We start from the raw sequence: 26163 nt of genomic DNA, 5'->3' as shown, positions 1-26163 counted from the left end.
CGTGGACCCGGCTCGATACCCCTGTTGCTGCGAGGTGTGCCATGACGTCGTTCGGTTACTTCCTCTCCTGCGAGGAGTTCTCTCCGGCTGAACTCCTGGAGCAGGCCCGGCTGGCCCGGCAGGCGGGCTTCACGCATCTCGCAATCTCCGACCACTACCATCCGTGGAACGGCGAGCAGGGCAACAGCCCGTTCGTCTGGTCGGTGATCGGCGCGCTCTCCCAGCTGACCGACCTGCCGGTGACGACCCTGGTGACCTGCCCGACCGTACGGCTGCACCCGGCCGTGACCGCGCAGGCGGCGGCCACCTCCAGCGTGCTGACCTCCGGCCGGTTCCGGCTCGGGGTGGGCACCGGCGAGGCGCTGAACGAGCACATCCTGGGCGACGCGTGGCCGCCCTTCGGCGTCCGGGCGGACATGCTCACCGAGGCGGTGGAGGTGATGCGTCAGCTCTTCACCGGTGAGCCGACCAGTCACCGCGGCACGTACTACACCGCCGACAACGCACGGCTGTACAACCCGCCGGTCGGCGAACTGCCCGTCTACGTCTCCGGTTTCGGCCCGCGGGCGGCACAGCTCGCGGCCCGCATCGGCGACGGCTTCGTCACCGTCGGCCCCGAGGCGGACCTGGTGCGCACCTTCAAGGTGGCCGGTGGCGAGGGCAAGCCCGTGCTCGGCGGTGTCAAGGTCTGCTGGGGCCATGACCGGGACCAGGCGGTCAGGACCGTCCACCGGCTGTGGCCCAACGAGCTGCTGCCGGGGGAACTGGCCCAGGTGCTCCCCACTCCCCGGCACTTCGAGCAGGCGAGCGAGCTGGTCACCGAGCAGATGGTCGCGGACGCGGTGACGTGCGGGGACGACGTCGACGAGCATCTGGCCACCCTGCAACCATTCGTCGAGGCGCGTTTCGACGAGGTCTACGTCGGCCAGATCGGGCCCGACCAGCGCGGATTCTTCGACTTCTACGGCCGGGAGGTGCTGCCCCGCCTGCACGCCTGACCGCTGCCGCCCTGGTCGCCCTGGTCGCCCTGGTCGCCCTGGTCAGGCACCTTCCTCCTGTACATCAGTGCCAACGGCGTCGCCGAACCGCTCGCGGACGAGCCGAGCCCCAACCACACCAGACCGCTCCACGCCGTACCGCTCCCGTGACGCGGTGTCAGCCGAACTGCTCGACCAGCGCCCGGTTGAAGGCGGGCAGGTCACCGGGTTTGCGACTGGACACCAAGGTGTTCGGGCCGCTCCGGTCGACGTACACCTCGGAGTCCACCCAGTGGGCTCCCGCATTGGCCAGGTCGGTGCGCAGGCTGGGCCAGGACGTGAGGGTGCGGCCGCGCAACGCCCCGGCCTCCACCAGGGTCCACGGGCCGTGGCAGATGACGGCGACCGGCTTCGCCCGGCTGAAGAAACCCCGGACGAAGTCCACCGCACGCGGATCCATCCGCAGGTGGTCGGGGTTGGCGACGCCGCCGGGCAGGACCAGCGCGTCGAAGTCGGCGGCGGAGACGTCCGCGACCACGGCGTCCACCGGGAAGCTGTCACCCGGCGTCAGATGGTGGAAGGCACGGACCTTCCCGGCCTTGGTGGAGACCAGCCGGGGCGCGCCGCCCGCAGCCTTGACGGCCTCCCAGGGGGAGGTCAGCTCCACCTGCTCGGCGCCCTCGGGCGCCACCAGAAACGCGATCGTCTTGTTCCTCAGGCTCGCCATGTCCTTCTCCGTCCCGTCCTCCCGGTCCGTGGACGCGGCCGGGCGGCGGCCCTCCTCCGCCTCCGCACCCTCGTGGTGCAGCGGCACGCCACCCGCACCGCCCTGCGGGATCTCCTCCATGACCGACTCCTTCGCTCGCCCCGTCCGACCGGCTACCCCGCCTGGGCCGACCGAATCACCCGCCCCGACAGGTCGCCGTGTCGCCGTTTCACCGGACAGGCGCCGGGCAGGCGCGGAGCACGTCTGTGCGACGCGGAAACCCGTGAGGAGATGCCGCCATGCCGGAAGACGTTGTTGTCCCCGTCGGCGGATCGGCGCTGTCCGGCGATCTGGCGCTGCCCGAGGTGCGGGCGACGGTGCTGTTCGCCCACGGCAGCGGCAGCTCGCGGCACAGTCCGCGCAACCGGGCGGTCGCCGCTGCCCTGCAGCGAGCCGGTCTGGGGACCCTGCTGCTGGATCTGCTGACCGAGCAGGAGGAGCGCCGGGACCGGGTGACGGCCGAACTCCGGTTTGACATCGGGCTGCTGACGTCACGTCTGGTCGGCGCTGTCGACTGGCTCACCGCCCGCCCGGACACCGGACGTCTGCCCGTGGCCCTGTTCGGCGCCAGCACCGGTGCGGCGGCCGCGCTGCAGACGGCGGCCGAGCGCCCGGTCCGGGTGGAGTCCGTCGTCTCCCGGGGCGGCCGGCCGGATCTGGCCGGGGCCGGCGCTCTCACCCGGGTCCAGGCACCGGTACTGCTGATCGTCGGCGCCCACGACCCCGAGGTGCTGCGGCTCAACGAAGCGGCGGCCGAACAGCTCAGGGGGCCGCACCGGATCGCCGTGATCCCGGGCGCGACCCACCTGTTCGAGGAGGCCGGCGCCCTGGAGCAGGTGGCGGAGCTCGCGCGGGAGTGGTTCCTGAATCCGGGCAGCGACGAGTTCTGAACCCGTTCCTCAACGGTTTGGCCTGCGAGGAGAAGCCTGGCCGGCACGTACGAAGACATGTGCGCGCGTTGAATCACGTGAACCCAGAATCGTACGATAGGGGCATGGAGACGAACGGCGAGACCCGCACCACGTGGACGTTCCTGACGAACCACGCCCGTGTGCTGTCGCTGATCGCCCGCGACCCGGGTGTCCGGCTGCGGGACGTGGCCACGGCCTGCGGGCTGACGGAGCGTGCGGTGCAGGCCATCGTCGCCGACCTGGAAGCCGGGGGCTACCTGACGCGCTCCCGGGAGGGGCGGCGCAACCGCTACCGGATCACGCCCGACACTCTGCTCCGACACCCCGCCGAGAGCGGCCGTACGGTCGCGTCTCTGCTCGGCCTGCTGCAGGACTCGCCCGCCGCCGGCTCCCGGGACGACACCTCGGGACCGCACCGGGACGCCGCCGCACACTGACCCTCGCGGCGGTCGATCCACAGGTGTCGGGGCGGACGAACCGGGTAGGCGAACGGGCGAACGGAGAGGAGTCGGCCATGCCTCGCGGATCAAGTCCCAAGCGGGAACGCCAGTATGAGCACATCAAGGACAGTGCGCTGGAGCGCGGCGAGAGCGAGAAGCGGGCCAAGGAGATCGCGGCCCGGACGGTGAACAAGGAGCGCGCCCGGCACGGCGAGTCGAGGACCGCCAGCCGCTCGTCGACCCACGACGTCTCCTCCGGCCACCGGGGCGGCAAGCGCTCCCACTCCGGCGCGCAGGGCCCGACCTACGACCAGCTGTACAACGAGGCCAAGCACCGCAACATCAAGGGCCGTTCGAAGATGAACAAGAAGCAGCTCGAACACGCCCTCGGCCGCTGACCACCGCCGGTTCAGCTCAGCCGGAGCCCGAGCAGGCAAGCGTCGTCCTGCGGATTCGGCAGCCCCAGCCGGCGCAGGACGTGGTCCAGGCAGCCCGCCAGGTCGGGCGCCCGGTACTGCCGCACGGCCTCGACCAGCCGGTCGAGGCCGTCATTGAGGTCCTCGCCGCGCCGTTCCACCAGGCCGTCGGTGAACAGCAGCACCAGGTCGTCCGGATCCAGCCGGTGTACCGCGTTGCGGTACACCGCCTCGGGGATCGCGCCGAGCAGCGGACCGGCCGGCGGCTCCAGATAGCGCGGGGCGCCGTCGCGGACCAGCAGCGGCGGCGGATGTCCGGCCCGGGCCCAGGTGAAGGTGCGCCACCTGCGGTCCAGCCGCCCGCAGACCACCGTGGCGACGAAATCGCTGCCCAGGTGGCAGAGCAGCTGGTTGAGCCGGGCCAGCGCGGCCGCCGGGTCGGCCTCGATGAAGGCCATCCCCCGGAGCGTGTCGCGGAGTTGGGCCATTCCGGCGGCGGCCCGCAGCCCGTGCCCGGCGACGTCCCCGACCACCACGAGCACCGTCCCGTCCGGCAGGGTCAGGGTGTCGTACCAGTCGCCGCCGACCTGACTGTCCGCCTCGGCCGGGAGGTAGCGCGCGGCCACCTCGAGGCCCGGCGCGGCCGGACCGCTGGGCACGTCCATCAGCGCGTGCCGCAGCGCCCGTACCGCCCGGTGCTCCGCCGCCGTCTGCCGGAGAGCCGTTCCTCGGCCCGGCGCCAGACCGTCACGTCCTGGACGACGCCGCGTACCGCCAGCACCTCACCGACCGCCGCTCCCGCGACACCCTCGGCCACGGCCCGCACCGACCTGGTCCGCCCGTCTGCCGACCTGACCCTGAACTCCAGTGACGCATCCGCCACTTGGCCGGTCCGCAGCAGCTCGGCCTGCCGCCGGACGGCCTCCTGGTCGGCCGGTGCGACGGCGGCCGCCGCCCCGGCGACGGTGAGGGTGCCGGCCGCCTCCGGGAGTTCGACGCCCAGCAGCCGGTACACCTCCGGCGAGCAGTCGAACGTGGCGCTGCCGACGTCCCACTGCCACGTCCCCAAGCCGGCCAGCCGCTGAACCTGCATCAACTGCCGTTCCCGGCGCTCCTGTTCGTCATGGGTGCGCCAGCTGACCAGCACCCCGTCCAGGAACGGCGTGGCGTGCAGCGTCATGGTGGACGCGTGCACGGCACCGCCGACCACCTCGATGAACTGTTCCGCCTCGCCCTCGTACGGCACCCCGCTGACCGCCACGTCCAGCAGCTGCCGGAAGGTGCCGGAGGCCACCATCCCGGGGTAGAGCTCGGTGACGCGCCGTCCGACGATGTCCTCGCCGGTACGGCCCGCCAGGTCCACGGTCGCCGCGTTGGCGTGCTCGACCCGCAGGTCGGTCGCCTTGCCCCCGGGCTCCCGGACGGCGTGCAGGATCAGCACCGGATCGAGCAGCGCATCCAGCACCGCCCGGAACCACGGCGCACTCGCCGAGACCGGCGGCCCGGCCTCCTCCGCGCTCGGCGACAGCACCCGCAGCAGGTGGGCCGCGCTCAGGCGGACGACGGCCGACAGGTAGCGCTCGTCCGCCCGGCCGGACCGGAACTCCCCCGGCCAGCCCAGCTTCACCGCGCCGATCAGCTGCTCCCCGGTCCGCAGCGGAAGTGCGCAGACCGTCTCACCGGGCACCAGGTCCTCGCCGGTCAGGTCGGGATAGCGGGCCGCGAACTCGGTCCGGCCGTGCACCCAGACCGGTGTGCCGTTGCGTACCGCGTCGGTCAGCGGCAGCGACATCTGCGGCGGAATCCGCTGCCACTGGCTGAGCTGCTGCGCGGGGACGCCGTGGCTGCCGACCAGCCGCAGTGCGCCGTCGGGCTCCAGGACCAGCAGGGCGACCGCGGTGACGCCGAGCTGCGCCAGCGACGCGTCGGTGAGCAGGGCGGCCACCTCGTCGGGCGTGTCGGCCGAGGCCAGGGCGGCGGAGGCCAGGTGGTAGCGGGCCGCGAAGTCCGGGCCCAGCGGGGTGGGCCGCGGCTCGGGTTCCGGCAGCGCCCGTTCCGGCGTCCCGGCGGCAGACCGTTCGACAGCCTGCTCGACGACGGGCGGTTCCACGATCGGGAGATGCTCGGCGGCGTCCGGCGGCGCGACCACCCCGAGCAGGTCCGCCGCGATGTCCACCAGCTTGCGATTGCCGCCCTGGGAGAGCTGGACCAGCCGGCCGAACGCCTCCTCCGGACTGCAGGACAGCCGTTCGGCCAGCATGCCCTTGGCCTGTTCGATCACGGCCCGGGTCCGCATGGCCCGGCGCTGACCCTCGACCTCGCTGCGCAGCCGGTCGATGGTGGCCTGCAACTCCGCTTGCCCGATGTCCCCCGGCATCGCCCGCCTCTTTTCCGCTGCCGGGTGAGCACTCCCCGGCCGCCCTGCTGGACGCTGTGACGATGCCTCAAGGGTAGGCCCGGCCAAAGTACGAACGCAGCGTGGTCAGCGGTCGGGCAGCGTGGTGGCGACGACCTTCCCGGTACTGGTCCGCAGGACGTGCAGCCCACGCCCGAGCGCCGTCACCACGGCCAGCCCGAGGCCCGGCGGCCCGGGCCGGGGCGGCGCCCGGAGCAGCTGGGGGCTGGTGTCCTCGACCGCCACGTCCACGGTGACCCCGGGCGTCACCACCACGCTGAGCCGGCACGGACCGGGCGCGTGCAGGCAGGCGTTGCCGACCAGTTCGCTGACCACCAGCTCGACGTCCCCACGGGTCCCCGCGCTCAGCCTGCCCTCGCCCCGGTCCGCGAGCTCGCGCAGAAAGCCGCCGGTGGCCACGCGCGCCGCTCGTACCGAACCGGGCCGGCCGTCCAGCTCGATCTGCAGCGAAGGAACCTCACGCACAGTCCCACCTCCCGGTCCTGGCTCACTGCCCTCGACGGCGTGCCACCAGCCGCCGGAGCGGACGGGCGAGCAGCAGGAACAGCGTGGCCGCCACGGCCAACCCGACCGGCACCAGAGCCTGCACCGTCCGCAGCTGCGCCCCCACCACCAGCAGCGCCAGCGAGACCGCCACCGACACGGTCACCACCGGCGTCGGCACCCGCGCAGCGGCCCGGAGAAGGCGATAGGGCCACCGCAACCGGCCCCGGCGCATCGAACTCAACTCACGGGCCAACCGGGCGTCCGCCGCCAGTCCCGTCTCGATCTCCTCCAGAATCCTCCGCTCGTGCCAGGAGAGTGCAGGGCCATCCATCGCAGCCACCTCCGCACCTGTCTGTCCGCGCCGCAGCGCCACCCTCTTCGTCAGCGCCGGTTGCGCCGGCGGTGGAGACCGGTCGGTGGCGGCTCCCGGTCCTTGTTGCGCTGACCCAGGACGAAGGCCAGCACGATCGCCGCCACCAGGACCGCCCCGGCCCCGATCAGCCAGAGCGCTCCGGTGCCGGCTTCGGCCAGCTGCATCTGCACTGCGAGATCCATCAGCATCATGTTCCGCGCCTGTCCGGACGCCCCCGTTTGAAACGCTCCCGCCTGAAACGCCCCCGCCGCAGGGGCTGTGGCCGCAGCTGCATACCGGGCTGCTGACGAGGAATCATCGGTCCGGACGCCGCAATCTGGGAGAAGGTCCACGGCGACGGCGCTGGCTACGCTCGGCGGGCCCAGCCGGATCCCGGTCAACGGAGCCCTTGATGCCTGTCGCCTTCCGCACTGCCATGCCCACTCCCGGAATCGCCGTCCAGGGGGGTGACCTGCCGTTGCTCGTGGAGGCCGCGATCGCGGCCGAGAAGCACGGCCTGGCCTCCGTCTGGACCAGTGAGTTCTACGACCGCTCGGCGACCGTGACGCTGGCCGCCCAGGCGGCGGTCACCTCGCGGATCGCGCTGGGTTCGTCCATCGCCTGGGCGTTCGGCCGCACCCCGCTGACCCTGGCCACCGACTTCCGGTCCCTGGACGGGCTCGCCCCGGGCAGGCTCTCGATGGGCCTGGGCACCGGCAACCCGCAGGTGATCGCCGACTGGCTCGGCCTGGACGTCGACCGGCCGGTCGCCCGGCTGCTGGAGACCGTCCAACTCGTGCGCGATCTCTGGCAGTTGAATGCCAAGCCGGTCGACCACCAAGGCCGGCACCACCGCTGCCGGATCGACGCCGACCCAAGCCTGCCCGCGCTCAGCACCGGCACCCTGCCGGTGCTGCTGGCGGCCGGCCGCGAACCGATGCTGCGGGCGGCGGGCGCGGTGGCCGACGGACTGGTCGGCATGCCGATGTCCACCCGGGAGTTCATCCTCGAGACCGTCCACCCGGCCCTGTTGGAGGGCGCCCGCGAGGCTGGGCGCACCGAGCGGATCCCGGTCACCGGCATGGTGATCTGCTCGATCGCGGACGACTCCGCCCGGGCCCGGGCCGCCGCCGCCGTGCAGGTCGCCGTCTACACCTCCCGGCGCTCCACCGACCCACTGCTGCGGCTGCACGGCTTCGAAAAGGAGGCCGCAGCGGTCCKCGAGGCGGCCGCCCGCCAGGACGTCCCCGGCATGGCGGCCGCCGTCTCGGACCGGATGCTCGACCGGATGGCCGTGTACGGCACCCCGGAGGAGGCCCGTCAGCGCTACCAGGAGGCGTACGGCGGCGTCTTCGAACAGCCGCTGCTCTACGCCTCGGGCAAGGGGGTGCCGGTCGGCGTCTTCCGCGACCACGTCCATGCCATCTGCGAGACCTTCGCCCCCGCCGCCCGCTGAGCAGTGCTCCCACGCCTCCAGGAGTGATACCCCCGTGGCCAGTCCGTCCGTCAACGCGCCCTCGGCGCAGTCGTCCCCACGCGTGCCCGTCGAGGCCCAACAGCCGTCACCGGCCTCGCGGTTGCCCTCGCTGACCGGGCTCCGGTTCGTCGCCGCCCTGGTCGTCTTCGTCTACCACACCTCGCGGACCAGCCCGACCCTCGTGCTGGCCGCGGACAAGGGCTTCGCGCACGACTTCCACGAGATCGCCCAGCCGGCCGGCGGCCTCGGCGTCTCGTTCTTCTTCGTGCTCAGCGGCTTCATCCTGACCTGGTCGGCCAGGTCCACCGACACCGCCGCGGCCTTCTGGCGGCGCCGCGCCGTCAAGATCTTCCCGAACTACGTCCTGGGCTGGGCCGCGGCGATGCTGCTGTTCGCGGCAGCGACCACGCCCGACCGGACGGCGATCCTCAACCTGCTCACCCTGCAGTCCTGGACGCCCGGCTTCAGGACGTACTTCAGCGTGGACCCGCCGGCCTGGTCGATCGGCGTGGAGGTGCTGTTCTACGCACTCTTCCCGCTGCTGCTCCCGCTGGTCAGGCGGATCGGCCCGCAGCACCTGAAGTACTGGATCGGCGGTGCGCTGCTCGGCATCTTCGCCGTACCGATGACCGCCTACCTGGCGCTGCCCTCGACGCCGCAGATCGTCACGGGGCCGGTCTCCGACGACCAGTTCTTCTTCGCCTACATCTTCCCGCCCGCGCGGCTCTTCGACTTCCTGCTCGGTGTCCTGGTGGCCCGCGCCGTGCAGGCCGGACGCTGGCGGAACGCCGGGATGGCCTGGTCCGCCCTGCTGCTCGCGGCCGGCTACGCGCTCTCGTTCCAGGTGCCGTTCCTCTACGGCCAGCGCTTCGTGTGCATCATCCCGATCGCGATGCTGATCGCCGCCGCCGCGACCGCCGACGTCCAGGGCCGGGCGAGCCTGTTCCGCAGCCGGGCGATGGTCTGGCTGGGCAACATCTCGTTCGCCTTCTACCTGCTGCACTTCGTGGTGCTGGTGACGGTCCGCAAGGCGCTCGGCCATGAGCTGTACCCGACGCCCACCACCCTCGCCATCCTGGCTGCCGACCTGGTGATCTCGATCGCCGTCTCCGGGCTGGTGTACACCCTGGTCGAACGGCCGGTCGTGCGCCGCTGGTCGAGCCCGCGGCGCACTGCCGCCTGATCTCGCGTCAGTCGTCCAGCTGCTCCGGCAGCCCGAAGCGGCGGAAGAGTTCGGCGTCCTGGAACACCACGTTGTGGCTGACCAGACCGTCCGCGACGGTGAAGACCTGGACCGTGTGGGCCCGGTAGACGCCGTCCTCCTCCCGGACGTACGCGGCCACGCCCGGCTGGCTGTTCGCCTCGATCGGCAGCATCCGCCAGTCGGTGCCGCGCATCGCCAGGATCCGCGCGATGAACGCGCCGTAGTCGTCCCGGCCCCGGTACCAGTTGAGCACAGGCGGCATCTCCAGCACGGCCTTGTCGGTCAGCAGCAGCTTGAGCGCGTCGATGTCGGCCTTCTCGAAGGCCGCGATGTACGACTCGATCACCGCCCGGTCGTCCGGGTCGGCCGGCTCGGCGAGCTGCTCCTCGCTGACCCCGACCTCGGCCAGCCGGGCGCGTGCTCGCTGCAGACCACTGTTGACCGCCGCCGCACTGGTCTCCAGCGCCTCGGCGACCTCCACCGCCGACCACTGCAGCACCTCACGCAGGATCAGGATGGCGCGCTGACGCGGCGGCAGGTGCTGCATCGCGGCGACCAGCGCCAGCCGCATGCTGCCGCGCAGCAGCAGCACCTCGGCCGGGTCGGAGCGCTCGGCGCGCAGCGCCGCGTCCGGGAAGGGCTGCAGCCAGGGGGTCTCCAGCGCGCGCTGGAGCGGCTGCTCCGGGTCGTCGCTCGGCGCGCCGAGGCCGGACGGCAGCGGCCGGCGCCGGGAGCCCTCCAGCGCGTTCAGGCAGGCGTTGGTCGCGATCCGGTAGAGCCAGGTGCGGAGCGAGGCGCGGGTGGCGTCGTACTGCTCCCGGGCCCGCCAGGCGCGCAGCAGGGTCTCCTGGACGAGGTCCTCGGCGTCGTGCAGCGAGCCGAGCATGTGGTAGCAGTGCGCCAGCAGTTCGCCGCGGAAGGTCTCCGTCCGCTGCGTGAAGTCCGTGGTGGGCATCGTCATTCTCGGTGTGTCTCCCGTGACCGAGCGGAACCGGCTGCCAGGAACGCTACCGCACCTTTCCCGGCGACCGATGAATAGTGGCCGCCCCGCCGGTATGTATCCCCGACGACACGTGCTTGCGTGCTTGAACGGAGAACATCCCATGACCGGTACCGCTCCGGCGCCCGCCCCCGGCGAGGCCCCTCCCGACCAGAACGGCCGCCCCTGGCTGATGCTCGCGGTCCTGCTGCTGGGTCAGTTCATGGGCCTGGTGGACGTGTTGGTGGTCAACGTCGCGATGCCGGCCATCTCGGCCGACCTGCACGCCTCGGGCGCCGCCCTGCAGTTGGTGGTGGGCGGCTACACCGTGGCCTACGCGATGCTGCTGATCACCGGCGCCCGGCTGGGCCAGATGTACGGGCGCCGCCGGATGTACCAGCTCGGCGTCATCGGCTTCACGATCGCCTCGCTGGCCTGCGGGTTCGCCCCGAACACCGGCTCGCTGATCCTGTTCCGCTTCGTCCAGGGCGCGGCGGCCGCGGTGATGGTGCCGCAGATCATGAGCGTGATCCAGATGCGCTTCACCGGGCCGGCCCGCGCCAAGGCGCTGTCGGCGTACGGTGCGGTGCTGTCGATCGGCGCGGTGGTCGGCCTGGTGCTGGGCGGCGTGATCGTCAGCGCCGACCTGTTCGGCGCGACCTGGCGGCCGGTCTTCCTGGTCAACGTGCCGCTGGGCATCCTGCTGGTGCTGCTGGTGCCCCGCCTGGTGCCCGCCGACCAGCCGGGCGGCGCCCGTCGGCTGGACTTCGCCGGCCTCGCGGTGGCCGTCCCCGCCGTGGTGCTGGTCGTGCTGCCGCTGGTGCTCGGCCACGAGCTGGGCTGGCCGGTGTGGACGTACGTCTGCGTGGCGGCCGGCCTGGCGCTGGCCGCGTTCTTCCTCCCGCTGGAGCGGCGGATCGCCGACCGCGGCGGTGACCCGCTGCTGCACCCGGCGGTGCTCAGCACACCCGGTGTCACAGTCGGCATGGCCACCCTGTCCTGCGTCCAGATCGCGTACGGCGGCTTCCTGTTCGTCTTCACCCTGCACCTGCAGTCCGGGCTCGGCGACAGCGCGCTGCGGGCCGGTCTCACCTACATCCCGATGTCGGCCGGTTTCGGCCTGATGGGCTTCTACTGGCGGCGGCTGCCCGCCCGGCTGCACCCACTGATGGCGCCGCTCGGCCTCGGGGTCTGCGCGGTGGCGTACGCCGTGACGGCCCTGGGTGTCCGGGACGGAGCCGCGAACAGCCCGCTGATGTGGATCGGGCTGACGGTCGAGGGCCTCGGCCTAGGCATGGCGGTCAGCCCGCTGCTCACCCAGTCGCTGCTGCACGTGCCGATGACCCGGGTGGCGGACGCCTCCGGGCTGCTCACCACCACCGTCCAGCTCGGCCAGGTGCTGGGCGTGGCGGTGTTCGGCACCGTCTATCTGTCCCTGCGCGACGGCGGCGCGGCCGTCACCGCGCAGACCTCCGGCTCCGCGCTGGCCGGCACCGGAGTCTGGCTGGCCCTGCTGTCCGTCCTCGGGCTGATCCCGGCGGTCGCGGTGACCCGTGGCGTGCTGCGGGCCCGCCAGGACGTCCCCCAGTCGCAGCCGGCACCGGGCGCACCCGTGCCCGTACCCGGCCGCTGAACCTCGGCCCCCGTCGGGGGCCGGTTACCACCACCCTTACCGAGAAAGCGAGTTCCACCATGACCGAGACCACCATCGCCCCCGTCGCGGCCGTCCGGCAGCTGCTGCAGGAGGTCGTCGCGGCCTGGGCCGCCAACGACGCGGACGCGTTCGCGGACCTCTACACCGAGGACGCCGCGGTGATCCTCCCCGGCGGCGTGTACCACCGGGACCGCGAGCAGATCCGCGGCTTCATGCGGGCGGCTTTCGACGGCCCGTTCAAGGGCTCGAAGTCCGTCGACACCCAGGAGTCCGTCCGGCTGATCGGCGACGACGTCGCCGTGGTGGTCAGCCTGAGCGGGATCAGGCTGGCCGGCGAGGAGGAGGTGCCCGCCGAGCGGATGCGCCGGGCCAGCTGGGTGCTGGCCAGGAAGGCCGACGGCTGGCTGGTGGAGTCGTACCACAACTGCGCGCTCAACGCCTGACACGCCGAAATGGACGGGTCCGCCGGTGAATTCACCGGCGGACCCGTTCGCATCTGGTGAATCCCCGGCACGCTGGAAGAACTTCGCCGTCGACGGTCTCCGTAGAATCGGGCGGCAGCCTCGACGGAGGCCCCAATTCGGTTATTTATCAGGAGAATTGACGCCTATTCAGAGAGGGTCAGCAATGGACGACGGAGCGCTCCGGCCGAGCCTGCCACAGCGGCGGCCGACGACGGAGGAGCAGGAGTGGGTGGCCAGGGTCGAGAAGATCGCCCCGGTGATACTGGCCCACCGGGAACGTGCCGAGCAGGAGCGCGCCGCCCCGGTCGAGGTGTACGAGGCGCTGCGGGACACCGGGTTGACCCGGATGTGGGTGTCCAGGGAGTTCGGCGGCGAGCAGGCCGGGCTGCTCGCCGGACTGGCCGCGATCACCGCGCTGGCCCGGCTGGACGCCTCGGCGGCGTGGCTGATCGGCGTCCAGGGCGCGATCGGGCGGCTGTCCGACTACCTGCCGGAGGAGTCCGCCCGGCGGCTGTTCCAGCAGAACGACCGGCTGGTGATCGGCGGGGTCAAGCCTGCGGGCCGGGCCGAACAGGTGGACGGCGGCTTCCTGTTGGAGGGCGAGTGGTCGCTGGCCAGCGGCAGCGCCCACGCGGGCTGGCTGGTCTGCACCGCGTACGTCACCGAGAACGGCCGTCCGGTCGTCACCGGGACCGGGCCCGAGCTGCGCGCGCTGTTCATACCGCGTGAGCTGGCCGAGATCCGGGACACCTGGCACCCGGTCGGCCTGCGCGGCACCGGCAGCAACCACTACACCGTCGCCCAGACCTTCGTACCGACCGAACTCACCGTCAGCCGCGCGGTGATGGGCTCTCCCCCGCCCGACCGGGCGGCGCGTGCGTACGGGCTGAGCTACTACGACTTCGGCCCGTTCTCCACCGCACCGGTGGCCCTCGGACTGGCCGAGGCGGCGCTCGACGCCTTCAAGGAGCTGGCGCTCGAGAAGACCCCGACCAGCGCCCGGACCAGGCTGGGCGACAACCCGACCACCCAGGAGAAGCTGGCCAGGGCCGAAGTGCTGGTCCACTCCGCCCGGTTGCTCTTCGACGACGCGGCCCGGCAGGCGGTCGAGGCGGGCACCAGCGGCGACGAGACGCTGAGCGCGCTGATCCGGCTGACCGCCGCGACCCTCGCCGAGCACACGGTCGCCGCCGTCGACAGCGTCTTCACGCTGGCCGGGTCCAGCTCGGTGTACGCGACCAGCCGGCTGGAGCGCTGCTTCCGCGACATCCACGCCGCCACCAAACACATCTCGCTCTCCTCCTCGCACTTCGAGACGGTCGGGCAGTACTTGCTCGGCGGCGGGCTGCAGATGCGGCGCTGACCGCGCGCGGCAGGCCCCCCGTCCGGCTGGACGGGGGGCCGTGGTCGGACCGGTCCTAACGCAGGACGGCGGCGCCGCACCACATCGGCATCGGCCGCCCGGCCGGCGCGCCCGCCTCGGGCCGCCAGTCCGGCAGCTCGGTGACGCCGGGGGCGATAGGCTCCAGGCCGGTGAAGAACAGCCGGGCGGCCTCGGCACTGGTGCGGCGCACCACCGACTCGCCCCACTGCCGGTTCAGTTGCTCGAAGGTCTCGTCCATCGCGTCGTCGCCCTCGATCCGGGCGAAGTGCGAGAACCCGACGGCGCTGCCCGGGGCGAGTGCGTCCACCACGGCCTTCATCAGCGCCTCCGGCTGCTGCTCGTCCGGGACGAAGTGCAGCAGGCCGAACATGATCACGCCGATCGGCCGGTCGAAGTCCAGCACGGCGGCCGCGTCCTTCAGGATCCGGCCGGGATCGTGGATGTCACCGGAGATGAACGCGGTGGTCTCCGGCGGGCAGTCGCGCAGCAGCGCCCGGCCGTGGGCGATCACCAGCGGGTCCGGGTCGACGTAGACCACCTTGGCGTCCGGCGCGACGGACCGGGCGACCTGGTGGGTGTTGTCGGCGGTCGGCAGACCGGAGCCGATGTCCAGGAACTGACGGATGCCCAGGTCACCGGCCAGGTGGCGGACGATCCGGCCGAGCGCGGCACGCGCCGAGCAGATGTCCAGCCGGACGTCGCCGCCGGGCCAGGCCGCGAAGGCCTGCTCGGCCGCCGCCCGGTCGGCCGGGAAGTTGGCGTCGCCGCCGAGCAGGTAGTCCAGCACCCGGGCGACGTGCGGGATGTCGGGGTCGATCTCGGGGACGGCGACGCCGCCCACCTCAGCGGTCATGACGGGTTCTCCTTCGGGAGACAAGGACGGGGGTCAGGACGACCGCAGCCAGTCGGCGATCCGCTCGCCGATCACGATCGCGGTGAGGTTGGTGTTGGCCCGCACCATGGCCGGGATCACCGAGGCGTCCGCCACGTGCAGACCGGTCGTGCCGTGCACGGCGCCGAACTGGTCGACCACCGACTCGGGGTCCGTGGCGGCCCCCATCCGTGCGGTGCCGCCGGCGGTGTAGCTGCTGTCGACGCTGAGCCGGACGTAGTCGCGCAGCGCCTCCTCGTCGTCCAGGTCACGCTCGGTCAGGACCGCCACCTGCTTGCCATGCCGGCGGATGGCCGGTGCCTGGACCAGCTGCCAGCAGGCCCGTACGGCGTCGCAGAGCAGCTGCAGGTCGCGGGCGTCCGACAGGTAGTTGAGGTCGATCAGCGGCATCTCCCGCGGATCGGCCGAGGCCAGCGTGACCCGGCCGCGGGAGTGCGGCCTGCGCGCGACGGCCATCACGCCGAACACCTCGGTGACACTGGAGCGGTCGCGCAACTGCGGGAACTGCTGGGCGAGGGGGAAGTTGTTGACCATCGCGTAGTACATGTCGTTGCGCTCGGCCGAACCGGGCGCCTCGGTGCGCAGCACGATCTGCCCGGTCGAGAAGCCGTGGTTCTCGGCGCCCGGAACGGGCTCCAGGAAGACCCCGGTACGCGGCTGGTCGATCATGCCGGCGCCCACACCGGGGCGGTCGAGCCGTACGTCGATCCCCAGCCGCCGGAGGTCCTCGGCCGGCCCGATCCCCGAACGCAGCAGGATCGCGGGCGAGTTGACCGCCCCGGCCGCCAGGATCACCCGACGGGCGGTCACCCGCTCCGGCTGACCGTCCCCGCTGGACAGCTCGACACCGACCGCGCGGTCGCCCTCGAACAGCACCCGGTGGACGTGCGCGCCCGCCCTGATGGTGAGGTTCCCCCGGGAGCGCACCTCGGCGGTGAGGTAGCCCATCGCGGTGGAGGCCCGGATCCTGGTGTCCCGGCGGTTGGACGGGATCGGCCCGACGCCGGTGGCGTACGGATCGTTGTGGTCGGCCGCCTCGGCGAAGCCCGCCTCCAGGCAGCCGTCCCGGAAGTACCGCTGGACGGGCGACAGTTCGTCGTCCCGCCAGCGCCGGATCGGCGTCGGGCCGCTGTTGCCATGCAGCTTCTCGTCGGTGCCGAAGTCCAGGTCGTCCTCGATCGCCCGGAACCAGGGCAGCAGTTCGGACCAGGACCAGGCCGGGTTTCCCGCGGCGGCCCACTCGTCGTAGTCCTCGGGCAGCCCGCGCAGCGCGACGGTGTTACCGGTGGCGGACGAGCCGCCGGTGACCCGGCCCTGCGGAAAGCGGACCCGCCGGTCGCCCGACAACCGGGCGGTGAACCGCCAGTCGTGGTCGAACAGCGACATCCGGTTCCCGTCCAGCAGGTCCGCCGCAGTCACCCCGACGGTCGGGTAGTCCGGGCCCGCCTCCAGCAGCAGCACCCGGCGGCCCGGGTCCTCACTGAGCCGGGACGCGAGCGGCGCACCGGCACTGCCCCCGCCGACCACGATCTCGTCGAAATCCGCTCCGGGTGTGTTCAGCATGACCGCCGCCGCCGATCTGCGAGACCGTTCACCAATTCCGGGAAATACGACGGAATCCACCCTTGGGTCAATTCTGAATTGCACGCGATGTCGTCGGGCTCCTGCAGCATGGAACATCCTCGATGTCGTGGAATCGGATGTGTACGCTTCTGCCAGAGAGCTTCACAGGAGCCCGACGAGACTGTCTTCTTCGAACGTGCCTTTCGCCCACCTGCAGTTGGCACGATGAGAGAAGTGACCGACCGGCTCTTGATTAGGCCGGAGTCGGCCGGGAGAATTGGGCCGACCATATATCACGCTGTTATTTCGGGCGACAGCGACCGATCGGGCCGGGCCGGGCCGAAGAGCGGGCCCGGACGGGCGGCAGGGTCCGGGGAAGGCCTGCCACCCGTCCGGGAGTCGGTGGGTGTCGCGCCATCAGGAGCGACGCAGGGCCGGGCGGGCGGTGGACACGGGGGAGCCCACCGTCCACCCGGCTCATCTCCTTCAGCGCCCGAGCCGCCACCGGTGTCACACCGGTACCGGAATCTTTTTTCACGAGCAGTCCGATCGACACCGACGCCGCCTGCGTGCCGGTCACCGACTACGGTGTCCGAGCAGCTCGGCCCGGCCCGGCCCGGCGACCGCGCCGTCCGGCCTCGCCCGCACCTCCGTTGACTCCGAACCATGGACGACCTCGTGAACACCATCGACACCTCGGCCGCCGACCTGACGGGTCTTCGGGTCGCCATCACCGGCGCCTCCCGGGACTTCGGCCGGACCCTCGCCATCCACTTCGCCGAGCGAGGGGCCGAGGTCTTCCTCTCCGCCCGCTCACCGGCCGCCGCCGCCAAGGTCGCGGAGGAGATCCGCGGCCTGGGCCATCCCCAGGTCCACTCCTTTGCCTGCGACCTCTCCGCCCCGGCGTCGATCCGCGCCTTCGCGGCTGCCGTCGGCGAACTGACCGACCGGATCGACGTCCTGGTCAACAACGGGTCCCGCTGGCTGGAGGGCACCGACCTGCTCGCCTGCACCGACGAGGACGTGGCCGACACCATCGCGTCCGGGGCCACCGGCACCGTGCTGACCGTACGGGCGTTCCTCCCCCTGCTGCTCGCCTCGGACCGGCCCGACATCGTGAACATGGTCTCCACGGCCGGGGTGCCCGGGGTGCACCGTTCCGAGGCGCACGGCGCGTTCTACGCGGCCAAGAGCGCCCAGGCCGGATTCGCCGGTGTGCTGTCGAAGCGGCTTCGCCCGCAGGGCGTGCGGGTCATCTCGCTCTACCCGCCGGACTTCGCCAATCCCGACCCGCTGTCCCCGCAGTGGGAGACCACCCCGCGCGGCGCCGGTGACCAGCTCACCGCCCACTCCCTGGTCGAGTGCGTCATGTTCGCGATCCGGCAGCCCCGGGACTGCTTCATCAGCGCCTTCCACTTCGAACAGGCCCGCTGACCGGTCGCCCCCGGCCGGCCGACAGGTTCAGTAGTCGGCCGGCCGGGTGGCTGCGCAGCCAGCGCTGGTAGGCCGGGCGGCGGCGTGCCGATCACCCTGCGGTCAGTGGCCGACCGAGAAGGTGGCGTCGGCGCGCTCGGTGGCGGTGGAGATGGGGTCGATCCGCAGCTCGTAGGCGTAGTGCCTGATGTAGCGGGTCGGGTACTTGTAGGACCGGTAGGACGTCCAACTCGCGTCGGCCAGACCGGCAGTGGCGTAGAAAGTGGCGTCCTGGGCGAAGGCCGTGCTGCCGTCGTTGACCTGCAGGAGCAGCTGGTAGTTGTCCGGCCGCAGGTACCGGGTCGGGAAGTTGACGGACTGGAAGGAGACAGCTGCCGGGTCGGCGAGGCCGGGGACCAGCTTCCACTGCGAGTCGGTGTACGGGTCGAACGGGTACGGGTCGATCCGGCCGGCGTAGTTGGCGTGGCGGACGTATCGGTCGGGGAAGTTGTAGGACTTGAGCCGGTTCCAGCCGGGCCTGCCGTAGTGGGCGAGGAGGTTGTCGTACTCGGTGCCGGAGATCGCCGCGATGGTGCCGTGCTTGGAGTTCAGCGGCTGGGTGTAGGTACGTTGGTCGACCGGCGTCCAGGTTCCGGCGGCCAGGTCGGTGGTCTGCCAGGCGTAGAAGACACCGTTGGGGGTGTAGGTGTCACCCCACAGGTACCAGGTGTTCGAGCTCTGGGACTTGACCAGGATCGGGGCCTCGGTACCGCCGTGGGCGACGCCCGTGGTGAAGATGCCGAAACTGCCCGGGGTCAGCGAGGCGGACTTCGCACCCACCAGGGCCTGCTTCGAACTGTCCTTGTAGTAGAGGTAGTTCACTCCACCGACGCCCACGGCCAGGTCGCCGTCGATCACGTCGTAGCCAGGGTCGAAGAAGACCTGCGGCTCCGAGGCCGACCGGAAGTCGGTGGTGTAGTTCACCATCAGCACGTTGTGGCCGCTGCTGTTCACCGACGAGTAGAGCACCCCGTACTGGCCCCGGGCGGCGTCCCAGTACGCCTCGGGCGCCCAGCTGTGGGTGGCCATCGTGTGCAGCTTGAGCCGGTGGTAGTTGGTGAGGGAGCGCAGGTCGGTGGACTCCCAGATGTGGATGTACTGGCTCTGCTGGGTCCAGTCGGTGCCCTTGAGGTCGGTCGCCATCACGATGAAGGTGCCGTCCTGCTTGCGCAGGATGAAGGGGTCGCGCAGGCCGCCGGTGCCCTCCACCGGGGTGGCGACGGGGTTGTTCTGGTTGAGCGGCGTCCACTGCAGGCCGTTGGTGCTGACGGCCAGGTGCAGGCCGTAGTCCGAGCCCAGCCCCTGCGGGGATTCGGTGAAGTAGCCCATCACGTAGGCGGGTCCGGTCGCGGCACGGGCCGGCTGGATCGCGGCCGTGAGGGAGCAGGCCAGGGCCAACAGCAGCGCCATGGCCACGGTCAGCAGCGGGTGGATTCTGTGACGGATCATCGGGCCGGGTCCTTCGGTCGGCATCAGCGGATCTGCCAGACCTGGTTGGTGGCGCCGTTGCAGGACCACAGGTCCAGCGCCGTGCCGTTAGCCGTCGCGGCGGCCGCGACGTCGAGGCAGAGCCCGGAGTTCACGTTGGTGAGGGTGCCGTCGGCGTTCACGTTCCACTGCTGGTTGCTGCCGCCGTTGCAGTCCCAGACGACCACCTTGGTGCCGTTGGTCCTGCCGCCTTGGAACGCGTCCAGGCACTTGGTGCCGTAGAGCACGAACTCCTTGCGCGCGGTGTGCGTCCAGACCTGGTTGGCACCGGCGTTGCAGTCCCACAGCGCGGCCTGGGTGCCGTCAGCGATGGTGCTGTCGAAGACGTCGGCGCAGCGGCCGGACTGCTGCCCGACCAGCTCCTGGCCGTTGGCGCCGGGCAGGTCGCTCACCCGGACGGCGTCCAGGTCCGGTGCCCAGGCGGTGGAGTTGGCGAAGGTCAGCGTGTTGGCGGAGCCCTTGGCCAGCGTCACCTGGACCGAGACGGTACGGGGCGTGGTCCACGAACCGGTCGGCGGGAAGGAGACCGTGGTGGGGGTCTGCCCGTTGACCTGGAGCACGGCTGTCCGGGGCTTGCTGTCACCGTTGGTGTAGGCGATGTCGATCACCTTGACGCCTGCACTGCCCGCCGAAATGCCGTTGAACCGGAGGGTGTTGGCGGCGCCGTTGCCGATCTGGCCCACCTTGCCGGCGCCCGAACAGTTCGCGCAGGCCCCGTTGGCCGCCGCACCGCCCTTGGCGTTGCCGGCGGACTCCGCCTCGTAGTCGGCGCCCGCCGCCTCGGTGCCGCCGACGGTGAGCAGCACCGCGTCGTTGGCGGGGACGGTGGCGGTGTACCCGGTACCGAAGCTGCCGAGATCGTTGCCCGACCAGACGTTGCGGACGCTCGCGGAGCCGCCCGTCAGGCCAAGGTCGGACCAACGCGCGGTGATCGCCTGGGAGTTGGCAGTGCGGTTGAGCAGGAGGACGGCGCGCTTGCCGGTACCGGAGAGCACCTTCCCGTACACCTGGAGGCCGGTGGTGTCCTCGGCGACCTTGACGCCCTGGAGGCCGCGCGGGTCCTGGTCGATCGCGATGAGTTCGGGGTTCTTCAGGAGCGTGGCGGTCTCGGCGGTCATCGTGGTCAGGTCGTTGCCCGCCAGCAGGGGCGCGCCCGCGATCGCCCACAGGCTGAGGTGGCCGCGGTTCTGCGCGGCGGTGAAGCCGGGCATGCCGACCATCAGCATGTCCGGGTCGTTGTAGTAACCCGTGTGCTGGGCCGAGGGGTGCAGGGTCTGGTCGAAGTTGGCCAGCATGCTCGACCAGGACGGGGCGTTGCCGTAGAAGATGATGTCGGAACTGGTCCGCCAGAGCGGGGCCATGCCCGCGCCCCAGTTCCACGGGTTCTGCCTGCCCCAGTTGCAGAGCGACAGGGTCAGCGGGCGTCCGGTGGTGGCCGTCGCCTGGGTGACGGCGTCACTGATGGCCTGGTACGTGGTCTTGGCGTCGAGGCTCTCCACGTCGCCGCCGCACCAGTCGACCTTGACGAAGTCGAAGCCCCAGCGGGAGAACTGGAGCATGTCCTGCGCGTAGTGACCCTCGCTGCCGGAGTTCGGGGCGGCGGGACGGCCGGTCGGGTAGTAGTAGCCGCAGCCGTCCTTGCCCGCGTCGGTGTAGATCCCCGCCTTGAGGCCCTTGCTGTGGATGTAGTCCGCGATGGCGGCCATACCGCCGGGCCACTCGGCGGTGTCGACCGTGATGTTGCCCCCGCCGTCCCGCGAGCCCTGCCACCAGCCTTCGTCGATGTTGACGTACTGGTACCCGGCCGCCGGGAGGCCGGCCGCCACGAAGGCGTCGACCTGTGCCTTGATCACGTTGTAGTCGATCTTGGCAGCGAAGGTGTTCCAGGACGCCCAGCCCATCGGTGGCGGTGGCACCGCGGCCTGACTGGACGTCACCGCAGCCGGCTCCGTACGGCCGAGGTCGCCTGCCGGCGCGGTCTGCACGCCGAGCAGCGCGCCGACCGCGACCGTGGCGAGCACCACGACCCGGACCAGGGCGTTACGACACAGGCGCTTGGGGTTGGCGGTGCGAGGGTGGAGTCGCATGGGGGACCTTCCGAGCTGTCCGGCACTGGCGATGACCGATTGTTAGCGCTAACAATTCACTTCGCGACCACCGACGGATGCCATCGGGGAAGTGGCGCACGCAGCGAGCGGCGCAGTGGCCATCACTATGGAGTCAGCCGCCGGATCACGTCAAGGTTTCTGACACGTGACCGTCAGAGTTCACAGAAGGACCCACCGAGCGCCGGTCGGCCGGAGCCGACCGGCCCGGTCAGCAGCGGGTGAGGCGGACGGCGAGGCCGTGGTGGGTGTGCAGCGGCGTGGCCCGGTAGCCCTCCGCCTCGACCACCACGGCGGCGAACTCGCCACGGAGAGACCGGCTTTCGAGGACCGGCACCGTCCACTCGTCCCGCTCCGGGGCCCAACCGCCGAGCCGCAGGACGAGCGTGCTGCCGGTCTCCAGGACCGCCCGCCCGGCCACCCGCAGGGCCGGGTCACGGTCCTGACGGAGCGTCACCGAAAGCGTGCCGCCGGCCGCCTGCAGGTAGTCGCCCCGCACCCGCACCGAACCCCTCGCCTGGTCCAACCTCAGGGTGCCGCCGCGCAGTTGCATGTCACCCCGGCCGAGCGCGTCACGCGAGGCCGCCGTCAGCAGACCCTCCCGGACGACCGTCGCGCCCGTGTACCGGTTGGTGCCGGTGAGGGTGAGCGAGCCGGTGCCCAGCTTGGTCAGGCCGCCGGGGCCGTCGATGTCGTTGCGCCAGCTGTCGGCCGCCGCGAACCCGCCCTTGCCCGCGTCGAGTTGGACGCTCACATCGCTGTCGAAGGCACCGTAACCATCGGCGGCGGCGAACAGGTTCAGCCGCCCCCACGACTCGGGGCCGTCCAGCAGGACGTAGCCCGACGGCAGCGCCGTAGTGCGCAGCACCTCGCGGCGCTGGGCAGCGTCGAGATACGGCAGCCGGGTCTCCAACAGCACCTCGGCGCCCTTCGGCACGGTCATCGGCACCGCGCGTCCCCGGCGCGGCAGCACGTACGTGAGCCGGGACCGGACCGCCTCGCCGTTGGCCTCCCGGTCGGCGTACGGGTCGCGGTCAGGGGCGGCCGAGTGGGCGTAGGCGTACAGGGTGTCGGCGGTGCAGCCGGTCCGGGCCTGGAACCAGGCCGCCGCCTGGGCGCGGGCGGCCGTCTTGAGCGCGGCGTTGGCCGGATCGGCGAGCGCGGCGGCGGCCAGCGCGGTGGCCAGCACCCGGCCGCCGATCACGTCCACCGGGGAGTGCATGCCCGAGACGATCCGGGTGTGGCTCGACTCGAAGGCCCGGGTGACCAGCTCCTGGAAGCGCTCCGGCACCGCGTAGGCGAGCGCGAGCGCGGCCAGGTGGAGCGCGTTGGTGTGACCGCTCGGGTAGCCGCCGTCGTCCGTCGGCGAGAGGTTGCGCTGGCGGAGCAGCTGCGGGGCGACGATCACCTCGGAGCGGTACACGGGGAAGCCGAAGCCGTCCGTGGCACCCGTCTCCACGACGGCGCTGTCCTCGGTCATCCGCCAGGGGCGCGGGTACTGGTAGGCGTACTTGCCGGGGTTGCCCGAGGCGGATGGGCCGCGCACCGCGTTCACCAGCCGGACCACCTGGCCGAGTTCGGAGTCGACCGAGCCCGCGCCGAGTGCGGAACCGGGCGGTGCCCCGGCCGGGAGGGTGTCACTGACGGTGCCCGCCGGGGTCCCGTCGGGTGCTTCGGTGATGCCGGTGACGGCCTTGGCGCCGCTCCGGTACAACTCCGCGAGCGGGCCGAGCCCGGCGATGACGGAGTAGCTCTGGTGCTGACGGTCGATCAGGAACGCCTCGCGCGCCTGGGCGTCGGTACGCTCCGCGGTGACCCGGGCGCAGTACCGCAGGTTGGCCCGCAGCAGGTCGGGCATCAGCGGGGTGCCGGTGTTCCAGGCCTTCCCGGTCTGCCAGACCTGGCTCATCCCGCCGAGGATGCGGACGGCCGCGTTGCCGGACGGGGTGAGGTCGGCCATCGTGTTCGTCGTGTACGCGTCCACGAACGCGGGCGCCGTAGCGGCGGACGCCTTCTGCGGGTTGGCCAGCCAGCCGAAGGCGGTGGGAGCGGCGAGCAGGGCGGCGGAGGTGCCCGCCGAGGTGCGCAGGAAGCCGCGCCGGTCCATGGTGTTCAGATTCGTCATGGTCGTTTCTCGTGGTGTGGCAGGAAGTTGAGGGAGCGTCAGCGCTGGGTGTAGATCAGCCCGAGCTTGTCCACCTCGCCACCGGCCCGGCCGGTGAATCCGGCGATCTGCCAGCCGGCGGGTGCCGTACGGGTGACACAGTCGGAGGTCGAGCTCCCTGAGGCGAGCGTCCGGCCCAGGTTGGTGGTGAACTTCGCGCGGAAGATCCGGGTGTGCCCGCTGTACGAGCCCTGGCAGAACTCGACGGAGCTCAGGAACTCACCGCTGCCGAGGGTGAGTTCAGTACCCGTACCCCCGGTACCGCCGTGCGTGAGCGTGCTGCCGCCGACGAGCGTGAGGCCGACCTGGTCAAGGCGGGAGCCGCCACGCAGGCGGAGGGTGCTGACCCGGGCGGCGGGCGCGATGCTCACCACGTCGTTGAAGTAGTCGCCGTGCGGGCCGCCGAACTGCTCGGAGCCGCGGTAGTCCGGGTTCTCGCTCCAGCTCAGGCCAACCGCGATCGGGAAGTGGTCGGAGAGCATCGCGCCCTCGGCGTTCACGAAGTCGGCGTGCTTGTTGGTGTACGAGGTCGCGGCGAGCGAGACCTGCCTGCTGCCCCGGTAGAGCACCTTGTCGACCACCTCGCAGGTGTCGGTGACCGCCTTCTCGTCGCACAGCAGCGCCGGGGCGCCGGGTGCGGGAGCGATCCCGCCACGCTCCAACTGGACCCAGGAATCGGTGAGTTGATTCTCTGCGACGAAGGCGCCGATGGTGTCGTCGGCCCGGGTGTATCGGGTGTTGGTGTCGCCCATCACCAGGACGGCGTTCCCGGCCGAGTGACTCCGCACGAAGGAGGAGAGTTGGGCCAGGTTGGCGGCCCGGGCGGCGAGGTCGCCGCTGTCGGTACCGGCGTCGGTGTGCAGGTTGTAGACGTCCAGGTAGGCACCCTCGGCAAGGCGGGCCCGGAGGAAGCTGAAGCCCTTGGGGGTGAGGCAGTCGCCTGAGCCGATGTAGCAGTTGTCCCACTTCACCCGCTCGAAGTCATCGGTGTCATACGGGAGTTGGGATAGCGTGTTGAGGCCGCTGCCGATGCCCGCCCCGCCGCTGGTCGGGGTCCGGTAGGGGTGGCTGGTGTCGGCGGCGTACAGCGCGGCGTGGTAGTTGAAGTCCTCCTGCACGTTCACGATCGCGTACGGGCCGAGGCGTTGGCCGATCGCGGTGGTGCTGCCGGCCCGGTCACTGGACGCACTGGACAGCACCTCGGGCAGCCCGGCGACGTTGTAGGTCAGCACCGAGAAGGACCCGGAGGCAGGAGCGGGAGCGGTCTCGGCACGTGCGGCCGGGGCGGCGGCGAGGCCGAGTGTGGCAGCGAGCAGGGTGCAGGCGAGCGTGCGGCGGGGCGATGACATCGGTGCTCCGATCGGAGGCGCGGGGCGGGCGGGGAACCGGCCACCGGGAGGCTATGGGCGCCAACTGAGCACGTCAACACCGCCCTTGAGCTGCCATCAGGCCTCTGACCTGCGCATTCATCGTCGATCGCGAGCCGATCGGGCAAAGATTATGTGAGCGTTAACAGAGTGTTCTCCTACCCAACGGAGCGAGCAGGCGGCTCGGCCCGGTGGCTGCGCAGCCAGCGCTGGTAGGCCGGGCTGCGGGCGGCGGCGGTCCGCTGGGCCTCGGCGACGTGGTGAATCAGCTCCGGGCCCAGATGGGCCAGCGGGCCGGCTGAGTGCCAGGCGAGCAGGTGCCGGTACCAGAGCGGGTCACCGGCGATGGGGCGGACCGCGATGCCCGGCAGTTCCTCGAAGGTGGCCTGACACAGGCTCACCGCGTGGCCGCCGCGGACCAGTTCGAGCAGCAGCCGCCCCTCCACCTCGTGGACGGTGCGCATCCGGTGCCCGGTCGCCAGCAGGGTGGTGGACCAGTACTCACGGATCCGGTCGTCGTCGGGGCGCGGGGAGGCCCAGTCCTCGTCGGAGAGCTCGCCCAGTGTGACCTCCGCCTGCTCGGCCAGCCGGTGGTCGGCGGGCAGGGCGACGAAGAGCGGCTCGGTGGCGATCGGGTGGAGGTTGACGGCGGAGCAGGGGGCCAGTTCGTAGCCAGGGCTGTCGCCGACCACGGCGGCATCGAGGCGGCCGTTGGCGATGTCGTCGACCAGCGGCGGGGACGAGCCGTGGCCCCGGGAGACGATCCGGGCGGCGGGGTGATGGATCTTCAGGGCGGTGATCAGCCCGCCCAGCAGCGGGGCATTGACGGAGCCGAGCCTGAGCTGCGGCACGGGCGCGCCGGCACGGGCGGCGAGCGCGGAGGCGCTGACCAGGTCGTCGATGGTGGGCAGCACAGCGCGAGCCCGGGCCAGTACCACCTCGCCGAAGGCCGTCGGCACGGCCCCCGAGGGCCGGCGGTCGAAGAGCGGGCCGCCGAGCATGGTCTCGATCCGGCGCAGCTGGGCGCTGAGCCCCGGCTGGCTGAGGCGCAGGGCGGCGGCGGCCCGGCTGAGACTCCCGGACTCGGCGATGGCGCAGATGATCCGCAGGTGGCGTAGTTCGAGCTCCATAACGAGATGTTATGGAGCGGTGAGAGCTCCCGGAAGGGTCTGCCAGCCCCCAATC

Annotated in this window: 24 protein-coding genes; 10 read left to right on the top strand and 14 right to left on the bottom strand. The window is 71.7% G+C overall.

The features are described 5' to 3' along the window. Positions 1 to 41: 41 nt before the first annotated feature. Positions 42 to 998, top strand: a complete 957-nt coding sequence (locus ASC99_RS25795; RefSeq protein WP_057236358.1) for a TIGR03557 family F420-dependent LLM class oxidoreductase — start codon at positions 42 to 44, stop codon at positions 996 to 998. A 157-nt stretch (positions 999 to 1155) separates the two neighbouring features. Here the strand turns inward: ASC99_RS25795 and ASC99_RS25790 are convergent, their stop codons facing one another. Next, positions 1156 to 1824 (bottom strand): type 1 glutamine amidotransferase domain-containing protein, encoded by a 669-nt coding sequence (locus ASC99_RS25790; protein WP_369824169.1) that lies wholly within the window; start codon positions 1822 to 1824, stop codon positions 1156 to 1158. Positions 1825 to 1982: 158 nt separating this feature from the next. On the opposite strand from ASC99_RS25790, the gene ASC99_RS25785 reads away from it, so the two are divergent. The 3 genes from ASC99_RS25785 to ASC99_RS25775 all read left to right on the top strand — a co-directional run bounded on the left by ASC99_RS25785 (position 1983) and on the right by ASC99_RS25775 (position 3492). After that, entirely contained in the window at positions 1983 to 2633 is a 651-nt protein-coding gene (locus tag ASC99_RS25785) for a dienelactone hydrolase family protein (protein WP_057236355.1), read from the top strand. Between the two features lie 104 nt (positions 2634 to 2737). After that, positions 2738 to 3091, top strand: coding sequence for a helix-turn-helix domain-containing protein (locus ASC99_RS25780; protein WP_057236352.1), 354 nt, complete (start codon positions 2738 to 2740; stop codon positions 3089 to 3091). A gap of 77 nt (positions 3092 to 3168) precedes the next feature. Next, on the top strand, positions 3169 to 3492 hold the full coding sequence (locus ASC99_RS25775) for a hypothetical protein (RefSeq protein ID WP_057236350.1): 324 nt from the start codon (positions 3169 to 3171) through the stop codon (positions 3490 to 3492). Positions 3493 to 3503: 11 nt separating this feature from the next. Here ASC99_RS25775 and ASC99_RS25770 read toward each other — a convergent pair whose 3' ends face one another. The 5 genes from ASC99_RS25770 to ASC99_RS25750 form a co-directional block, all read right to left on the bottom strand. Continuing rightward, positions 3504 to 4175 (bottom strand): PP2C family protein-serine/threonine phosphatase, encoded by a 672-nt coding sequence (locus ASC99_RS25770; RefSeq protein ID WP_057236347.1) that lies wholly within the window; start codon positions 4173 to 4175, stop codon positions 3504 to 3506. After that, positions 4175 to 5887: an ANTAR domain-containing protein gene (locus tag ASC99_RS25765; protein ID WP_057236345.1), complete on the bottom strand. Its 1713-nt coding sequence runs from the start codon at positions 5885 to 5887 to the stop codon at positions 4175 to 4177. Before ASC99_RS25765 ends, ASC99_RS25770 begins: the two co-directional genes overlap by 1 nt. 105 nt (positions 5888 to 5992) lie before the next feature. Next, a complete protein-coding gene (locus ASC99_RS25760) occupies positions 5993 to 6391 on the bottom strand; it encodes an ATP-binding protein (RefSeq protein WP_057236342.1) in 399 nt (132 codons plus the stop codon). Between the two features lie 22 nt (positions 6392 to 6413). Continuing rightward, a complete protein-coding gene (locus ASC99_RS25755) occupies positions 6414 to 6743 on the bottom strand; it encodes a DUF3040 domain-containing protein (protein WP_057236339.1) in 330 nt (109 codons plus the stop codon). 50 nt (positions 6744 to 6793) lie between these two features. Then, complete coding sequence (locus tag ASC99_RS25750; RefSeq protein ID WP_157531746.1) at positions 6794 to 6967, bottom strand: hypothetical protein; 174 nt, start codon at positions 6965 to 6967, stop codon at positions 6794 to 6796. 209 nt (positions 6968 to 7176) lie between these two features. On the opposite strand from ASC99_RS25750, the gene ASC99_RS25745 reads away from it, so the two are divergent. Further along, positions 7177 to 8220, top strand: a complete 1044-nt coding sequence (locus ASC99_RS25745; protein ID WP_057236334.1) for an LLM class flavin-dependent oxidoreductase — start codon at positions 7177 to 7179, stop codon at positions 8218 to 8220. Between the two features lie 34 nt (positions 8221 to 8254). Further along, complete coding sequence (locus ASC99_RS25740) at positions 8255 to 9424, top strand: acyltransferase (protein ID WP_057236331.1); 1170 nt, start codon at positions 8255 to 8257, stop codon at positions 9422 to 9424. 7 nt (positions 9425 to 9431) lie between these two features. Here the strand turns inward: ASC99_RS25740 and ASC99_RS25735 are convergent, their stop codons facing one another. Further along, a complete protein-coding gene (locus tag ASC99_RS25735; protein ID WP_063857190.1) occupies positions 9432 to 10406 on the bottom strand; it encodes a sigma-70 family RNA polymerase sigma factor in 975 nt (324 codons plus the stop codon). Between the two features lie 142 nt (positions 10407 to 10548). Here ASC99_RS25735 and ASC99_RS25730 point away from each other — a divergent pair, with 142 nt between their 5' ends. From ASC99_RS25730 to ASC99_RS25720, 3 genes are all read left to right on the top strand, one after another. Continuing rightward, a complete protein-coding gene (locus tag ASC99_RS25730) occupies positions 10549 to 12057 on the top strand; it encodes an MFS transporter (protein WP_063857189.1) in 1509 nt (502 codons plus the stop codon). A 59-nt stretch (positions 12058 to 12116) separates the two neighbouring features. Continuing rightward, entirely contained in the window at positions 12117 to 12521 is a 405-nt protein-coding gene (locus ASC99_RS25725) for an SgcJ/EcaC family oxidoreductase (protein WP_057236328.1), read from the top strand. A 184-nt stretch (positions 12522 to 12705) separates the two neighbouring features. Further along, on the top strand, positions 12706 to 13905 hold the full coding sequence (locus ASC99_RS25720; RefSeq protein WP_057236326.1) for an acyl-CoA dehydrogenase family protein: 1200 nt from the start codon (positions 12706 to 12708) through the stop codon (positions 13903 to 13905). 55 nt (positions 13906 to 13960) lie between these two features. Here the strand turns inward: ASC99_RS25720 and ASC99_RS25715 are convergent, their stop codons facing one another. Continuing rightward, positions 13961 to 14779 (bottom strand): SAM-dependent methyltransferase, encoded by an 819-nt coding sequence (locus ASC99_RS25715; protein WP_057236322.1) that lies wholly within the window; start codon positions 14777 to 14779, stop codon positions 13961 to 13963. A gap of 33 nt (positions 14780 to 14812) precedes the next feature. Next, positions 14813 to 16381, bottom strand: coding sequence for a GMC family oxidoreductase (locus tag ASC99_RS25710; protein WP_057236320.1), 1569 nt, complete (start codon positions 16379 to 16381; stop codon positions 14813 to 14815). 666 nt (positions 16382 to 17047) lie between these two features. On the opposite strand from ASC99_RS25710, the gene ASC99_RS25705 reads away from it, so the two are divergent. Further along, on the top strand, positions 17048 to 17815 hold the full coding sequence (locus tag ASC99_RS25705) for an SDR family oxidoreductase (RefSeq protein ID WP_057236317.1): 768 nt from the start codon (positions 17048 to 17050) through the stop codon (positions 17813 to 17815). Positions 17816 to 17917: 102 nt separating this feature from the next. On the opposite strand, the gene ASC99_RS25700 is transcribed toward ASC99_RS25705, so the two are convergent. The 5 genes from ASC99_RS25700 to ASC99_RS25680 form a co-directional block, all read right to left on the bottom strand. Further along, entirely contained in the window at positions 17918 to 19303 is a 1386-nt protein-coding gene (locus ASC99_RS25700; protein ID WP_157531745.1) for a glycoside hydrolase family 43 protein, read from the bottom strand. A 23-nt stretch (positions 19304 to 19326) separates the two neighbouring features. Continuing rightward, a complete protein-coding gene (locus tag ASC99_RS25695) occupies positions 19327 to 21429 on the bottom strand; it encodes a ricin-type beta-trefoil lectin domain protein (protein ID WP_200948425.1) in 2103 nt (700 codons plus the stop codon). Positions 21430 to 21658: 229 nt separating this feature from the next. Next, the gene (locus tag ASC99_RS25690; RefSeq protein ID WP_057236314.1) at positions 21659 to 23572 is read right to left on the bottom strand and encodes a phosphatase PAP2 family protein; all 1914 of its coding nucleotides are present in this window, start codon (positions 23570 to 23572) and stop codon (positions 21659 to 21661) included. 38 nt (positions 23573 to 23610) lie between these two features. Continuing rightward, positions 23611 to 24960, bottom strand: a complete 1350-nt coding sequence (locus tag ASC99_RS25685; protein ID WP_057236311.1) for a jacalin-like lectin — start codon at positions 24958 to 24960, stop codon at positions 23611 to 23613. 176 nt (positions 24961 to 25136) lie between these two features. After that, positions 25137 to 26108, bottom strand: coding sequence for a LysR family transcriptional regulator (locus ASC99_RS25680; RefSeq protein WP_057236307.1), 972 nt, complete (start codon positions 26106 to 26108; stop codon positions 25137 to 25139). Between the last annotated feature and the right edge of the window lie 55 nt (positions 26109 to 26163).

Source organism: Kitasatospora sp. Root107, assembly GCF_001424875.1.
Classification (GTDB): domain Bacteria; phylum Actinomycetota; class Actinomycetes; order Streptomycetales; family Streptomycetaceae; genus Kitasatospora.
Note: the sequence above shows the minus strand (reverse complement) of the source record. Positions and strands in the feature narration are given on the sequence as shown.